Origin of the sequence: Nostoc sp. CHAB 5836 (assembly GCF_020829445.1) — a bacterium.
Taxonomy (GTDB): domain Bacteria; phylum Cyanobacteriota; class Cyanobacteriia; order Cyanobacteriales; family Nostocaceae; genus Nostoc.
Genome location: NZ_JAIVFV010000044.1, coordinates 1 through 14,985, shown reverse-complemented (window position 1 = coordinate 14,985; position 14,985 = coordinate 1). Strand labels below are relative to the sequence as shown.

16 protein-coding genes and 1 pseudogene are annotated in these 14,985 nt (G+C 43.8%); 4 read left to right on the top strand and 13 right to left on the bottom strand.

Annotated elements, in window-relative coordinates; translation table 11 throughout:
* Positions 1–67 precede the first annotated feature (67 nt).
* The 9 genes and pseudogenes from LC605_RS11495 to nifB form a co-directional block, all read right to left on the bottom strand.
* Positions 68–1,477 (bottom strand): site-specific integrase, encoded by a 1,410-nt coding sequence (locus tag LC605_RS11495; protein WP_229547671.1) that lies wholly within the window; start codon positions 1,475–1,477, stop codon positions 68–70.
* A gap of 98 nt (positions 1,478–1,575) precedes the next feature.
* Positions 1,576–2,490, bottom strand: a pseudogene (locus LC605_RS11490) (nitrogenase component 1); the annotation flags it as partial.
* A gap of 244 nt (positions 2,491–2,734) precedes the next feature.
* Positions 2,735–3,628, bottom strand: a complete 894-nt coding sequence (gene nifH / locus LC605_RS11485) for a nitrogenase iron protein (protein WP_229547670.1) — start codon at positions 3,626–3,628, stop codon at positions 2,735–2,737.
* Between the two features lie 349 nt (positions 3,629–3,977).
* Positions 3,978–4,334 carry a group 1 truncated hemoglobin gene (locus LC605_RS11480; protein WP_229464034.1) on the bottom strand — a complete coding sequence of 119 codons (357 nt, stop codon included), beginning with the start codon at positions 4,332–4,334 and terminating at the stop codon, positions 3,978–3,980.
* Positions 4,335–4,574: 240 nt separating this feature from the next.
* A complete protein-coding gene (nifU, locus tag LC605_RS11475; RefSeq protein WP_229547669.1) occupies positions 4,575–5,474 on the bottom strand; it encodes a Fe-S cluster assembly protein NifU in 900 nt (299 codons plus the stop codon).
* A gap of 92 nt (positions 5,475–5,566) precedes the next feature.
* A complete protein-coding gene (gene nifS, locus LC605_RS11470) occupies positions 5,567–6,772 on the bottom strand; it encodes a cysteine desulfurase NifS (RefSeq protein ID WP_229547668.1) in 1,206 nt (401 codons plus the stop codon).
* A gap of 202 nt (positions 6,773–6,974) precedes the next feature.
* Positions 6,975–7,328 (bottom strand): 4Fe-4S binding protein, encoded by a 354-nt coding sequence (locus tag LC605_RS11465; protein WP_229547667.1) that lies wholly within the window; start codon positions 7,326–7,328, stop codon positions 6,975–6,977.
* Entirely contained in the window at positions 7,309–7,434 is a 126-nt protein-coding gene (locus tag LC605_RS32915; protein WP_267868500.1) for a hypothetical protein, read from the bottom strand. The genes LC605_RS11465 and LC605_RS32915 overlap by 20 nt, the downstream gene beginning before the upstream one ends.
* Positions 7,435–7,532: 98 nt before the next feature.
* Positions 7,533–8,882, bottom strand: a complete 1,350-nt coding sequence (nifB, locus tag LC605_RS11460) for a nitrogenase cofactor biosynthesis protein NifB (RefSeq protein ID WP_229547666.1) — start codon at positions 8,880–8,882, stop codon at positions 7,533–7,535.
* On the opposite strand from nifB, the gene LC605_RS33345 reads away from it, so the two are divergent.
* Together LC605_RS33345 and LC605_RS11450 are read left to right on the top strand one after the other, a co-directional pair.
* Complete coding sequence (locus LC605_RS33345) at positions 8,851–9,192, top strand: hypothetical protein (protein ID WP_229547665.1); 342 nt, start codon at positions 8,851–8,853, stop codon at positions 9,190–9,192. The two genes, nifB and LC605_RS33345, sit on opposite strands and share 32 nt — an antisense overlap.
* Positions 9,193–10,158: 966 nt before the next feature.
* On the top strand, positions 10,159–10,737 hold the full coding sequence (locus LC605_RS11450; protein ID WP_229547664.1) for a Uma2 family endonuclease: 579 nt from the start codon (positions 10,159–10,161) through the stop codon (positions 10,735–10,737).
* A gap of 117 nt (positions 10,738–10,854) precedes the next feature.
* On the opposite strand, the gene LC605_RS11445 is transcribed toward LC605_RS11450, so the two are convergent.
* On the bottom strand, positions 10,855–11,196 hold the full coding sequence (locus LC605_RS11445; protein ID WP_229547663.1) for a XisI protein: 342 nt from the start codon (positions 11,194–11,196) through the stop codon (positions 10,855–10,857).
* Between the two features lie 209 nt (positions 11,197–11,405).
* On the opposite strand from LC605_RS11445, the gene LC605_RS11440 reads away from it, so the two are divergent.
* Positions 11,406–12,350 carry an NAD(P)-dependent alcohol dehydrogenase gene (locus tag LC605_RS11440; RefSeq protein ID WP_229547662.1) on the top strand — a complete coding sequence of 315 codons (945 nt, stop codon included), beginning with the start codon at positions 11,406–11,408 and terminating at the stop codon, positions 12,348–12,350.
* A 237-nt stretch (positions 12,351–12,587) separates the two neighbouring features.
* Here LC605_RS11440 and LC605_RS11435 read toward each other — a convergent pair whose 3' ends face one another.
* Complete coding sequence (locus LC605_RS11435) at positions 12,588–13,010, bottom strand: hypothetical protein (protein ID WP_229547661.1); 423 nt, start codon at positions 13,008–13,010, stop codon at positions 12,588–12,590.
* Between the two features lie 100 nt (positions 13,011–13,110).
* Positions 13,111–13,332: a type II toxin-antitoxin system Phd/YefM family antitoxin gene (locus tag LC605_RS11430; protein ID WP_229547694.1), complete on the bottom strand. Its 222-nt coding sequence runs from the start codon at positions 13,330–13,332 to the stop codon at positions 13,111–13,113.
* Positions 13,333–13,614: 282 nt separating this feature from the next.
* On the opposite strand from LC605_RS11430, the gene LC605_RS32905 reads away from it, so the two are divergent.
* On the top strand, positions 13,615–13,749 hold the full coding sequence (locus LC605_RS32905) for a cold-shock protein (protein ID WP_267868501.1): 135 nt from the start codon (positions 13,615–13,617) through the stop codon (positions 13,747–13,749).
* Positions 13,750–13,773: 24 nt separating this feature from the next.
* Here LC605_RS32905 and LC605_RS11425 read toward each other — a convergent pair.
* On the bottom strand, positions 13,774–14,985 hold a 1,212-nt coding region (locus LC605_RS11425; RefSeq protein WP_229547660.1), incomplete at its 5' end, for a nickel-dependent hydrogenase large subunit.

Below are 14,985 nucleotides of genomic sequence, written 5' to 3'. Positions count from 1 at the left end.
ATAAAAAAAAATAAAAAATTTCGCCCACAAGAATCAAAATCATGAAGTAGATGTGGCGAACTGTAGATCAAGTAGACAGCACCTCACTGATTTGATGCCGTGCCAGAGCTTGCCTGAGATATTCCACCTCAGCCCTTAGCCGTGCATTCTCCTGTATCAACGTATCCATGTCATCTTTTTTATCCACTGCCTGCTTAATTACCTTCCTCCGGTTCTCCAAGCTGAACCACTTCTGATAAATCTCAGTGTGAATCTCTACAGAATGCCCCAAGTTATCAGCAGCAGCTTTAATTGGAATGCCCATCATGTGCGCTCGAATCGCCCAAGCGTGGCGTAAATCATAGGGCGTAAACGGAATATTTACGCGCCTAAACCATGATGAACAATTAACCCGAATAGTGTTGATATCTGTAAAACTAGTTCTGCCATCAGTTTGAGCTTTTAACAGTTCCAAATACTCTACGTTTTTTAAATCAAACAAGTAAACCCATTCAGGATGTAGCGGTAAAGCTTCTCTGTAACCAGTCTTAGTATCTGGGTGAACTTTCCATGTATTATCTTTATTTTCAGGACTCAACCACCAATCAATTTCAGGATTTACAAACAGTTCTCTTGGGCGTAGTCCATAAGTAGCAAGCATTCCATACACCCATTCCCACATCTTCCAACTGTCTAAGCAATTCTTTTTAATTGTTAGACTTCTAGTCAAAGAATAATGATGAAAAGATTCCTGATATTTGATGATATCCTCATCACTGGGAATGTCCCTAGTCTGACTTTTGGGTTGTGTAGCTTTAAAGTGTTCGAGGGTGAAGCCAGTTAAATTAAGAGTTGCTTTTAAAACCTTCAACGATTTAACGGCGCTGTATTTGGCAGAATCTCCCGTCAACTCTGCAAATTTTTTATCAATCTCCGGTTGAGTCAATAAAGTATCTAGCCCAATCAATCGCCGTAAATACTCCTTGTAATAGAAAAAGGTGTGTTTACTTTTTTCTGTTAATTTTCGTGTTTTGAAATACTCAGTTTCAAATTCTTCTAAAACATCACCAAGGGTTTGGGATCTGTTGCTGACCTTAGCGATTTTACCCAGATATTTATCAGTCCATTCAAACTGTTTACGGGCGAGTAGCTTGCCTAGCTCGTTTGCCTCTTCCTCAGCTGTTCTCAACCCGTCCAAGCTTGCAGGGATGTTTAGCGAAATCTTGTACTGCTTAAAACCAGTTCCTTTAGTGTCGCGATCGCCCGGCTTGATTGGTAGGGATGCTTGCAATTGAATAGTGTCCCGTGCCACGACCAAACCCACTTTGACCTTAGCGGCTTTTAGACGGGCCCTAGTGTCTGTCAAACCTTTCTCAAACTTACGTTCCAGATGCTGCCGAGTAGCCTTCATGTGTTTCTGCGTTCCTAGATAGCTGCCATCGGTAGATGCTGGCGGAATGAAATCCTCAAAAACGTCGTCCTGCGCCTTGCTTTTCATTATGTCTTAAATGTGTCTTAAAATTTAGTCCATTTAGAACAATGTTTAAACTAAGCAAAGTTAGACGTGGACTAAATCCTGGTATCACAACACATTAAATCATACTTCGTACAGGGTATACCATAAGCTTCTTCCATGTGACGGCTGATGTAGTTCATCGACCGGTAACAGTGGATGAGGTTCATCTTCACATTGGGGGTCATCAACATTTCGTTGATGGTGCCATCACCTGACCACTGAGCGACTACGCGCAAGCCGATTTCTTCTAACAGGATGCGGCTAGCCCAAGCATCACCACCGATGTTGTAGTCACCAATGATGGCTACATCATAAGGAGTACCTTCAAACTTGAGTGTACCGTCTTTTTTCGCTTGATCTGCTCTGGTGAATACCCAGTCACGAACCATGTCGTTAGCAATGTGGTGTCCCAAAGATTGGGAAACACCCCGGAAGCCTTCGCAACGCACAGGTACAACTGGCTTGCCAATTTCTTTCGATGTTTTCCGAGCAACTGCTTCAATGTCATCCCCGATTAAACCGATGGGACATTCAGATTGAATGGAAACACCACGGTTGAGGGGGAAAAGTACATCTAGTTCTTGGATGAGCTTGACAAGTTTCTTGTCACCACCAAAAACGATATCTCTTTCTTGGAAGTCAGAGGTGAAGTGCATAGTACCAAAGGTATCAATACCTGTGGTGCCGATATAGTAGTTACGACGACCAGACCAAGACCAGTAACCGCAACCTACAGGCCCGTGGCTGATGTGGATCATGTCCTTAATAGGGCCCCAAACCACACCTTTAGAACCGGCGTAAGCACAACCACGAGCGGTCATTACCCCAGGCAGGGATTTGATGTTAGACTTAACGCCGCAATCGGACTTACCTTCTTCGTATACACTTAAGTGCTTTTCCCGTTTTTTCTTAGCTTTATCGGGGTAAGCGTCTAGAACTTCTTTAATTAGCTCTTTTCTTTCTTCGATGATGTTTTGATTTTCTGGAGGTGTCATATTTAGCCTCTGTGACTCGTAAGGATCGGGGCATAGGGGGACTAGGAGTCCCCTCTAAGGTTAGGGGGGAGATGCAAGAGAGAGGTAAAAGGAAAGATATGAAACTCTTCCTTTTTCCTTTTTGTCAAGCTAGTTTTGAGGGTTTGTAGTAAGCACTTTAGTGCTTAGAAAATAAGGACTAAAGTCCTGACTACGAACTTGCTTACCCATCAATTTAAACTGAGCATTCTTTCTTGGCAGCGACTTATGATACAGGAGCTTCAGCAGCAGTCTTACCAACCAACTTGGCAGCATTTTCGTCGCTTTCGAGGATACCGAATTCAATCAACAATTCTTCTAGTTCTTCCATTTCGATGGGTGTAGGAATAGCCAGATTCTTGTTGTCGATAATTTTTTGAGCCAAAATCCGATATTCGTTAGCTTGGTTGCTTTCAGGTGCGTACTCGTTAACAGTCATCCGGCGCAATTCTGCGTGTTGAACAATGTTGTCACGAGGTACGTAGTGAATCATTTGGGTGTTCAACCGTTTTGCCAAGGTTTCGATTAGTTCGATTTCTCGGTCTGTGTTACGGCTGTTACAAATCAAACCACCCAAACGCACGCCACCGGTGTGAGCATACTTAAGAACACCACGAGCGATGTTGTTAGCAGCGTACATCGCCATCATTTCACCAGATGTAACGATGTAGATTTCTTGTGCCTTACCTTCGCGGATAGGCATTGCGAAACCACCACACACAACGTCACCTAATACGTCGTAAGATACGAAGTCTAGGTTTTGGTAAGCACCATTTTCTTCTAAGAAGTTGATGGCAGTGATGATACCACGACCGGCGCAACCTACACCGGGTTCTGGCCCACCAGATTCTACGCAACGTACACCCCGGAAACCGGTGAGCATTACTTCTTCGATTTCGATATCTTCTACTGCACCACGTTCTGCGGCGAGGTGAAGAACGGTTGTTTGAGCTTTGCTGTGTAGCATCAAACGGGTGGAGTCAGCTTTCGGGTCGCAACCGACGATGAGGATGCGTTGACCCATTTCTGCCATAGCTGCTAAGGTGTTTTGGGAGGTGGTAGATTTACCAATACCGCCTTTACCGTAGAAAGCTATCTGTCTGATGTTTTCGTCTGTCATTGTTCCTGTTTCCCTGCAATTGGTTGGTTGGTGGGTATGCGCGTTTGTCAGTTGCGTTCACGCCAGTTGAGCGACAGTAGTGAGCGCGTGTAGAGCATCGTTGGTAGCGTTGGCATAAATGCCTGCTGGGGGCGATCGCTCCACAGCTAAAATTATTGAAAGTAAGTACATCGATCTTCCTCGTTAAAATTTTTTTCTTTTTGTTGTTTGTCCTTTGTTCTTTGTCATTTGTTCTGACAAAGAACAAAGAAAATTACGCAATTTACAAATACGTCATAATGTGTTTCAGCTTGAAAAACTAAATAGGACTTGATGTTGTTATTTGTCAACAATCAATGCATAAGTCCTATTACTTGTTCAAAATAGCGCCCTTCATATTTGTGACGCGATCTAGTGCAGCTTTGGTGTTTTCTGCTGACACTCCACGCACAGCCATTGCTTCACCGAGATGCTTGGCGATCGCATCGAAGTGTGGTTGCTGTAAATTCAATCCTGCGTGGGTTTTGTCCATTGGACGACCGCCGTATTGCTTTGGCCCCTCAAATATTTGAGCTAAGAAAGCAACTAGATGATTGCGTTGCTTTGCCATGTCTGTACCAGCAAAAATGGGGCTGAGGAGGCTATCTGTGGCAATGCGTTTGTGGAGTTCATCTACTACTTGTTCAATAGCTGGTTGTCCACCAATATTGTCGTACAATGTGCTCATATCCTGTTCCTTTGAAGCGAGTTGGATGATGAAAGAAAGCAAGTAGGCGCGATACCAATTCGTAATTCGTAATGACGCTCCTGCGTCGCTAACGCTGCGCTAACCTAATTCGTAATTAAGAAAGAATTGGTATGAAGCATTGACTGAAGACAATGATTCGGTTCAAGTCCTACTTTCTGTTTGTGGCTGAATGCATATTAGGGCGTATTTGTCGAGTACGTTAAGTCAAGAAAGCAATTCCTAAACTGCTTCGACTACAAGGCTCTTGCTGACACGATCTTGTAATCTGGCTTCGATCGCAATTTTTAGGGTTGCTGTACTACTAGAACAGGAACCGCAAGCACCTTGCAGTACAACTTTAACGCGATCGCCTTCTACATCATAGAGTTCTACATCTCCCCCGTCTGCGATGAGTACGGGTCTGACTTCTTCATCAAGAACCTTTTGAATTAGAGCAATCTTTTGCACATTGGTTAGCGATCGCTCTTTAGACGTAACAATTTCTGTGGCAACTTTTACGCCGTAATTGTTGAGAGCAGGTGAGGCGTATTCCTGTTGAACTGATCTAATAATATCATCGATATTAGCCAGACAGGAACCGCATCCGCCACCAGCTTTTACATAATTTGTTACTTGTTCAGCATCCGTGAGATGATTTTCTAGAATGACGCGGCGAATCTTAGATTCGCTGATGCCAAAGCAACTGCAAACTAACGCGCCATCATCATCATCATCGTGGGTAGCTAAAGGAATGCCACGATAATTATAGATAGCGGCTTCTAGCGCTTCTTGTCCCATGACAGAGCAGTGCATCTTTGCTTCTGGTAAACCACCCAGGTAATCTGCAATGTCTTTATTGGACACTTTCAGAGCTTCATCTAAAGTTAAACCTTTGATCATCTCGGTTAATGCACTAGAAGAAGCGATCGCACTAGTACAGCCAAAGGTTTGAAAGCGAGCATCTAGAATCTTATCAGATTCGACTTCCACTTTCAGGTGCAATCTTAGAGCATCACCACAAGCAATGCTACCGATTTCGCCCGTTGCAACCTTAACTCCAGGTTCGCTAGTTTCTTCGATTGCTCCCTGATTTTTGGGATCGTAAAACAGTTCTAATACTTTATCAGTGTAGTCCCACATGATTTTTTTCCTTTGTCATTAGTCATTAGTCATTTGTCCTTTGTCCTTTGTCATTTGTCATTTGTCCTTTGTCCAAAACTAATGACCAATGACTAATGACTAGTGACTAATGACTGTTCTTGCAGCCAACCTGCATCATCATTTTTGAAGGGTGAGAGGGCGCGTAAACGTTCTACAATACTGGGCATTACCTCTATTACTTGATCGATTTCGGCAACTGTAGTGTAGCGACAAAGACTGAAGCGAATGGAACCGTGCAAAGTTGTGTAGGGTAAGCCCATAGCCCGGAGGACGTGAGAAGGTTCTAGAGAACCGGAGGTGCAAGCAGAACCGGATGATGCACAGATACCGTATTTATTCAAGGATAGTAAGATAGCTTCACCTTCAATATACTTGAAGCCGATATTTGTAGTATTGGGCAATCTCTGCGTTATGTCACCGTTGACTACACAATCGGGAATTTTAGCAAGTAAAGTTTGTTCGAGGCGATCGCGCAGCCTTCTTTCTCTTTTGGTGGCTTCTTCTAAGTGTAACAGTTCCAGTTGGGCAGCTTTGCCCAAGGCGATAATTGCTGGAACATTCTCTGTTCCCGCCCTACGTCCGCGTTCTTGGTGTCCCCCAATCATGAAGGGACGGAACCGAACCCCGCGCCGAATATACAAAGCACCAATTCCTTTCGGCCCGTGCAACTTGTGACCAGACAGGGTTAACATATCCACGGTGCTAGTCTTCATATTCAACGGGATTTTTCCCACTGCTTGCACCGCATCTACATGGAAGATAGCGCCATATTCTTTTACCCGCAACCCAATTTGCTCAATCGGGAAAACCGTGCCGGTTTCATTATTAGCATACATAATTGTCACCAAGGCGGTGTTACCCGTCAAAGAAGCTTCTAGTTCATCTAGATCCAGCTGCCCTTGATGATTTACTGATAGATAGGTAACAGTGTAACCTTGGGTTTCTAATTGTTTGCAGACATTGAGTACTGCTGGATGTTCAACTTGGGTGGTAACGATGTGTCGCTTTTCTGGTTGCGCTAACAGTGCGGCTCGAATCGCCGCGTTATCTCCCTCAGTACCGCAACTTGTGTAGACAATTTCAGACTCATCGGCTCCCAGAAGGGCTGCAAGTTGTTCTCTTGCGGTTCTCACTGCTTTACCGACTTGCCCACCAAAGGTATGCATACTGGAGGGATTGCCGTAATAATCCGTCAGGTAAGGTAGCATTACCTCTATAACTTCTGGGTCTACCTTAGTGGTGGCATTATTATCGAGATAGATGCAGTTATTTTGCATTGTTGTCTTCAATTACAAACTTGTACTGAGTTTACGGTGAGCGCAGTCGAACTGCGTAGCCGAAGTATTAAGAATTATTTAGGGATTACCAAGAAATAAATTATCCAATCTTGTGGGGTGGACATCTTGTCCGCCTTTAGTCACGGGCTCTCGTGTCGCCCACCCCACAAGAAAAGTTGGGTGTTTTTTATTTGCAAGTCCCTTAAGCTTCAGCACCCATCATTTGGGGTTGACGCTTTTGCAACTGTTCGGAGTATTTCTGGGAATAACAGTTAAACCAACGTTCCCAGTAATCTTGTTTATTTGTTAATTTAGCAACTACGCGGTTGTAATTGCTAAACCAGCCTTCCCAGTAATCGCTAGGCTGCTTAACGCAACCATCGCAAGTGGGACAACCAGCTTTACACGGAGGCATGGTATAAATGCTACCAACGCAGTTTGTACAAAGTTCAGGGTCAATCCAGTGCTGTCCATCAACCACTTTAACTGCATTTGTGGGACATACAGATAGACAGAGATTGCAGGAAATACACTGGCTAGTAATTTTGTAAGCCATGATTATTCTCCTTTTGGGGAATGGGTACTGGGGATTGGGCATTGGGGAGGCAGTGCCGTAGGCGGGATGAGGGAGATGAGGGGGATGAGGGAGATGAGGGAGACAAACAAAACTTCTAACTTTTGTACAGACACGATTAATCGCGTCTCTACTCCTAACTCCAAACTCCTAACTCCAAACTCCTAACTCCTAATGCCCTATGCCCTATTCGTTATTCCCTAATTCCTTAACGTATTGCTCGTAAAACTCCAAAGCAACCTTTTCAATCACGTCGTAAGCTTCAACAGTCTTGATTCCAGCTTCTTGCAATTTTTCTTGAGGACAGTTACCAATCTTGGAGACTAAAACTGCTTTGCAATCTGCGATCGCTTTCATAATATGCTCAAAGGAAGCTTCTTCGCCGTATCCACCTTGGCAGTATTGGTCAATTTTGCGATGACCGATAAAGCGAACTTCGTTTCCACCCACTTCGTAAATTTGGAATTCTTTCGCATGACCGAAGTGTTGGTTAACTAATCCGCCGCCTTTGGTTGCTACTGCAACTAAAACTTTCGGACTGTTGGCAATTTTCTTACCAGCTAGCGCTTTATCTTTGGCTACTTTAAGTTCTTCTTTAAACTTCTCAATTCCTTCGTGAACGGTGGCGCGTTGTTCCATGTCATATTCGGGAGCCATTTCCAAGAATTTCTCTTTGGAAAATTCCTGGCTGCGGTCTTCTCCCAATAATCCGACTGCATCGGCACGACACTGGCGACAGTGGCGCATCATTTTCATGTTACCAGAGCAGTTGTCTTGAACTTCTTTGAGTTCTTTGGGTGTGGGGCCGCGTTGACCGGTTAAACCGAAGTGTGTGCCATGTTCTGGTGCAGAAATCAATGGCATGATGTTGTGCAAGAATGCACCTTTTTCACGAATGACTCGATTCACTTCAACCAAGTGATGGTCATTAATTCCGGGAATCATCACGGAGTTAACTTTGCACAAAATGTCAGCATCTTTCAGGGCTTGCAATCCTTCCATCTGTCTTTCGTGGAGGATTCTCGCGCCTTCAAGACCTCTATAACGCTTGCGTCTGTAGTGAACCCACGGATAAATCTTAGCACCGATCTCTGGATCTACCATGTTAATGGTGATCGTCACGTGATCTATATTTAATTGTTTAATGCGATCGATGTAGTCTGGCAGCATTAAACCATTGGTTGATAAACACAGCTTGATATCTGGTGCTTGGGCTGCAATCAACTCAAATGTGCGGAAAGTCTTTTCTGGATTCGCCAGAGGGTCACCAGGGCCGGCAATTCCCACAACTGTCATTTGCGGAATCTTGCCGCCAATGACCAAAGCTTTGTGTGCTGCTTCTTCTGGTGTTAGCAATTCGCTAACTACTCCCGGACGGCTTTCGTTAGCGCAGTCATATTTGCGGTTGCAATAGTTGCATTGGATGTTGCAAGCTGGTGCAACTGCAACGTGCATCCGAGCGTAGTGGTGATGAGCGTCTTCGCTGTAGCAGGGATGTTTAGCAATGCGTTCTTGGAGCTTTTCGTCCCTTTCCACGGTGGCGCTGCTGTTGCTGTCGCAGCCGCAACCACCGGATTTTGCTTGGGTTGTCGATTCCGTAGCAGGGGAGTTGAGGAGTCGTGTAGACGGTGATGTCATTGAGTTTCGCAAAAGGTCGGTGGACTCGGCTGCCACTGTGGGAGATGCTGTTGCTGCTCTCTATGCCCAGGAATTGAAGTCGCGTCCTCCACACTGCCTGCAAACCTTTGGGTTCGGGCGACCTGTTTTCAAGTCAGGCAGGCGTAGATATCTGATGTTCGGCTGGTGTGTGTCAACGTTCGGTTCTTGGGTAGAATTAGTGCCTTGAGGCGCGACTTCTCTTCACTTCAGGCATGGTGCTATGTCATCCCTCCACTTACTTTTCGCTTCGTTTTGTTTCAGAGCGTTAAGTAATTGGCGATATAAGATTTATAGCAGCCGTCTCCCAGCCAGATATTGCGTCTCTCTAGGATAGAATTTATTGGATTTATTAGGTTTGTACTCAAATACTAAAAACCCTAATTCTTCAAGCATTACAAGAATTAAAAAAGTTTTTTTCGGGTAGGGGTTCTAGTATTTTTTGCTTGGGGTTCTAGTGTTTATAGATGGGGGTTCAGGATTTATTTGTACTCAGCTAAAGCCCAATTACAGCAAGGATTTTAACTAACTTGAAACTGGGTTTGTGTTATTTAAATGTGTACTCAGATTGCCCTCAAATTCCATTCAAAGCAATAAATGCCAAGGGTTTGAGGGTGAAAAACTGAAGTAGTCTACATCGTTCTACTCCCGAAACGTGTGAAATTCAATTCTGTATCTAACATATCATTTTTTTCCGGGTAAAAATGCAATTTATATTTTTTTAATTTTTGCTTTGACAATGATATTCAATTGGGGTTATAAGTCTTGCCTAGCAAGCTATATGAGCTACTGAAAATAGATATATTGCTGCACATAATTTTTGAAAAATTTAACTTCTAACTCCTTTTCTTTCATTCCCACAACCAGGAAATGGGTGGGAAACTCTCAGATTTTGTGTTTGAGAGAAACAACAAACTATAATCTAACATCATTGAGCGATGCCTATGGCGGTAAACTACGCAATGAATTTTCGGAATTGCTCACTACAAACCTTAGCAAAAAACCTAACCCCTACCTTTTCCCGATGCGGGAAGGGGGAAAATTCAAAGTCTCTCTCCTTCTAGGAGAGAGAAATAGAAGTGAGGTTTTACCGATACCGTGAAAAATCAGAGTGTCATTTAGGTACAATCAAACCAAGCGTGAAAAAATCTTAGTTATGATAGCCATCCCCCAAGAATCGTCAAAAATGACCGTTGAGGAATATCTCGAATGGGAACCTCACCAAGACCTTCGCTATGAATATGCCAATGGGGAAGTATTTGCTATGACAGGCGGTACAATTCCCCATAACGACATTGCACTTAACTTGTACACTGCTTTACGCCCCCATTTGCGTTCTAGGGGTTGTCGAGTGAATGTGTCAGACGTGAAAGTACAACTCACTCCTCAGAGTCGCTACTATTATCCTGATGTTATTGTCAGTTGCGACCCTCAAGACCTCAATGCCCGCAAATTTATTCAACATCCCAAGCTGATTGCCGAAGTTCTTTCGCCAGGTACAAGCGCTAAAGATCGAGATGAAAAATTCACTTATTATTTGACAATCCCCAGTTTGCAAGAATATATCTTGATTGACTCAGAACAAATCTCCGTTGAGCGTTACTGTCGGGGTGAGGGTAGGATGTGGCTTTACTATCCCTACACGGCTGGAGATATCGTCACTTTATCAAGTATTGAATTTGAGTGTCCAATTGAATTGCTGTATGAAGGTGTTGTATTTACCACTGAAGAGTAAAGAGAATGTTCCAGGTTAACTTTTAAAGAGCGATGTCTACGACGGGCTGTGACGCTCCTGCGGACGCTCGCGGACTCGCTACCGCTACCGCTAACGCTACGCTATCGGTGTCGCACCTTAAGCAACTGCATAACCTGTGTACGGTCTTAACTCTGGTGGACGAAAGCCAAGGACGATGTGTTCTTTAGGAATTCCAGCGCGTTCTAAATCGGCGGCAATGCCTTCTTCCGTGCCATCCCGTTGAATCCAGATTTTGCCATCAATTAGGTCAATATGAACCAGACAGCCATGAATACGGCGTTCGCCATCCCAACCTATATCCATCCACAAATAGCGATCATGGCTTCGATCAAACACCACTTCTGATTGAATATCCGCATAGGAATAACTCAGTGAAGCATATTCATCCAGGATAGTTTCAATCACCTGGCGATAGTGGTCTAATTGGGTATAATCCATTGTTTGATGACCTCCTGTTTTGGATCAAAGGTAATCAGCTTTAAACGATGATTTCTCAGTAAAAGTTTGCCGATGGGTTCTTCAAACAAATCATCAAAAACGTTAAGTCTTATGCGTGTAGCCCATCGTAGACATCGCTAGACTGTAGTCATAACCAACAATAAGCTGTCTGAGTTATGTGAGTCAAACAGGGTAGCAGGAGGAATGGGATGAAAGCAGTGATTATTCGTCGGTATGGCGCGACTGAGGTGTTGCAGTATGAAGATGTGGAGCAACCGAAAATTGAGCCAACGCAGTTACTTGTGAAAGTTCGTGCTAGTAGTGTTAATCCCATTGATTGGAAAATTCGTCAGGGGATGTTGAGTTTTATAACTGGTAGCAAATTCCCGAAGATTTTGGGGTTTGATGTGGCGGGAGATGTGGTAGCCGTTGGCTCTGATGTCACCCGTTTTAAAGCAGGAGACGCTATCTATGGTAGTACTAGCTTCCCTGGAGGAGGTTATGCCGAATTTGCAGCCGTTCCAGAAAACTTGGTGGCTCTCAAACCAACGAATCTATCTTATGAAGAAGCTGCGGCTGTGCCTTTAGCAGCGCTCACGGCTCTGCAAGCGCTACGAGATCAGGGAAATATTCAAACAGGACAAACTGTGTTGATTAATGGCGCTGCTGGTGGTGTAGGGATTTTTGCAGTGCAAATTGCTAAGGCTTTAGGGGCAGTGGTGACGGGAGTTAGCAGTACTAAAAATTTGGATTTGGTGAAATCTCTCTTAACAGATCGCGTGATTGATTATACGCAGCAAGATTTTACCGAAGATACAGCGCAGTATGACATTATCTTTGATGCAGTGGGTAAGCGATCGCTCTCACAAACCAAAAAAGTCCTCAAACCCAACGGAATTTATATCACCACGCTACCCAGCCCCGAAGTCTTCTTTGAGAGCGTCTTAACAGCGTTTCTTCCTGGTCAAAAAGCGAAATTTATCCTAGAAAAACCCAACACTCAAGATTTGGTTTATCTGAAAGAATTAATTGAAGCGGGTAAAATTCGCGTGGTAATTGATCGCACATATCCTTTACAAGAACTAACGGCGGCCCACAGTTATAGCGAAACTGGGCGTGCAGTGGGGAAAATTGCGATCGCAGTTAGCAATTAGACATAGGAGTGAAAAAGAATCTCAAACGCTTATTCTGTCTAGGTGAAAACCTAATTTCCGGAGATGTCTAATGTAGAGACGTAGCACTGCTACGTCTCTACAAGGGTTCTGGGTAACGTATATTTAATTTCTGGAGGGGAACGTGGATCAAATTCCCCCTTAGAAAGGGGGATTTAGAGGGATCTAGAACTTTTAATACCGACAAGAGGACTTTTCAAGCATCCTCTCAGCAGTAAATTAGAACTCTACACCATGTTTCTTGGCAATTTCAGTCAGTTTCTCACACTGATGTTGTGATGCTTGAGTTAATATCTCTTCAGCCTGTTCTTTTGTACTTCCTTCTTTAGGAATTAAATACTTAACATATAGGGATACAAAATCAGCTACGATCGCTAAACCGGATAAGCTATGTTTGTCAGCTTCTTTACCAGCGATCGCAGCTACCAAACCAGCCTTAATTGGATCTGGTTTAACTTTCATAAACTGATCAACAAGTTTCGGGATGTAGTCTGCTGGTGGCAAATTATCTAACTTACTTCTATCTGGAGTAAAGTTACATTCTGCGGCTTTCGCCTGCTCTAAAACACACCATTCGATGAATTCTTGCAATGCTGCATCGGGAACGCGAGGAAGATATTGATGTAGCGCTAAATCAGACACAAGCTTACCGTATAATTTTCTGTTTTATGCAAATGCATTAAGGCAAGCCTAACGCAATGTTTCTATATGTTTTAGTGTGGTACGCTACGAGTTTTTAATATCAGGCATTGGGAATAGGGCATTGGGCATTGAAATCATCTGGCACTACAAAACGCCCTTTATCTTGCCCTAAACTATTGAGTCGATTTGATGAGGAGCGAAACGGAATTAACTTAGCGATCGGAATGCCTCGGTTGGAAATAATGATTTCTTCCCCAAGTTCTACGCGTGATAACAGTTTTGAGAGATTTGTTTTAGCTTGATGAATATTTACGGTTTCCATGAAATTAAACCAAGTCTGTAAACTAAGTTTAGTCTGGTTGTCATAGTGCTGCAAGAGCGATCGCATTTTTGGTGTTGTCTATTTGTGTAAACAAGGGCAGACTATAAAGTAGGTATATATAGGAATCCGGTTTGATTTTTGAACAACATTAAGTATTTGTAGGGTGCGTTAGCGACAGCGTAACGCACCATTCTTAAGGATTCGGTGCGTTACGCGAAACGCTAACGCACCCTACGTATCTGTTCAGAAATCAAATAGTAGTCCTATATATATTATTTGTTCATGAAACCTGCTTTACACAAAGGGCAATTAATCAGATGGAAGGATGATCGCGGGTTTGGTTTCATACAACCCGATGATAGTAGTCAAGAAGTTTTTTTACATATTACAGCATTCAATGAGCTAATGATTAACTAAAAAATCATTAGCCATTAGCATTTTTTAAGCAGTCCGAAAACGCGCTAACTCTTCACCCGTCTTCGCATCATGAGCGTGGACTGTACACACCAAACATGAATCAAACGATCGCGCCACATGACCAACTTCCACTGGGTCGCTAGAATCATAAATGGGTGTGCCAATTAAAGCTTCTTCGATGGGGCCGCGGATTCCTTCACCGTCACGAGGGCCGATATTCCAAGTACCAGGGGCAATCACTTGGTAATTCTTAATCTTACCGCCCTCTACTTCCACCCAGTGACACAAAGAACCCCGCGCCGCTTCCGTTGCACCCCAACCGCGCCCATCTTTTTCTGTAGGTTTAATATACCAAGGGTCGTTTAACTTAAATTCGCGCAAACAGTGTTCAGCTTGACGATATAACTTGACAAGTTCGTGAACTCGTGCTAGCTGACGTACATGAATACTAGCACCACCCATTCGTTTGAATACATCGAGGATAAAGCCGTCGTAGTGTTGCCAAGATTCGCCATGTTGACCACCTGCAACTAATTGACGCGCTAAGGGGCCAGCTTCCAAACGTCCGAAGTCTTTGTGCAGGACTGCACTTGACCAAGAGTAGGCGTTATCGAAGTCTTTGGTATTGATTGCAGTGGGTTTTGTGGTGCGATCGCTAGGGTGAATATCTGCTGTCCCTTCATCGTACCAAGAGTGAGTTGTATTCTCGCGGGTAAATGACTGATCCATTAAAACGTGAGTGTCTGCGAAGCTGTCATACACTCCACTTTTCATGATCATCGCCGCATTTCGTCCTTCGATAGTCGGCTTTTGGTATTTATCTTCATGGGCTAAATATCCCCAAGTGACATATTTACCAACACCAGCACCATATCTATCTAGACCGATATCTAAACCCATGCGCCAATAAAAACCTAAATCGGAATCTCGATGATTTCGGTCTTCATCCAACCAATCTCTAAAGTCATCATAAGTTTGGATTTGTTCGTAGCGTTCTAAAGAACAACCCAACCACACTGGTTCTAACCAATTGGTGCGGAAATATTCCAGAATTGCCCAAGCGCGGGTAATGTCTGTGAGAGTGGGGGCGCACATCACACCACCAGGAACCATATAACTGCTGTGGGGCCATTGTCCGCCTAAGAGGGCATAAATTTCTACAGGTTTGGCAGAAATTGTTATACCTAGTTCGTAAGATTTGCCAGTGAAAGCAGCAAAGCGTCTGGTAGCTTCGTC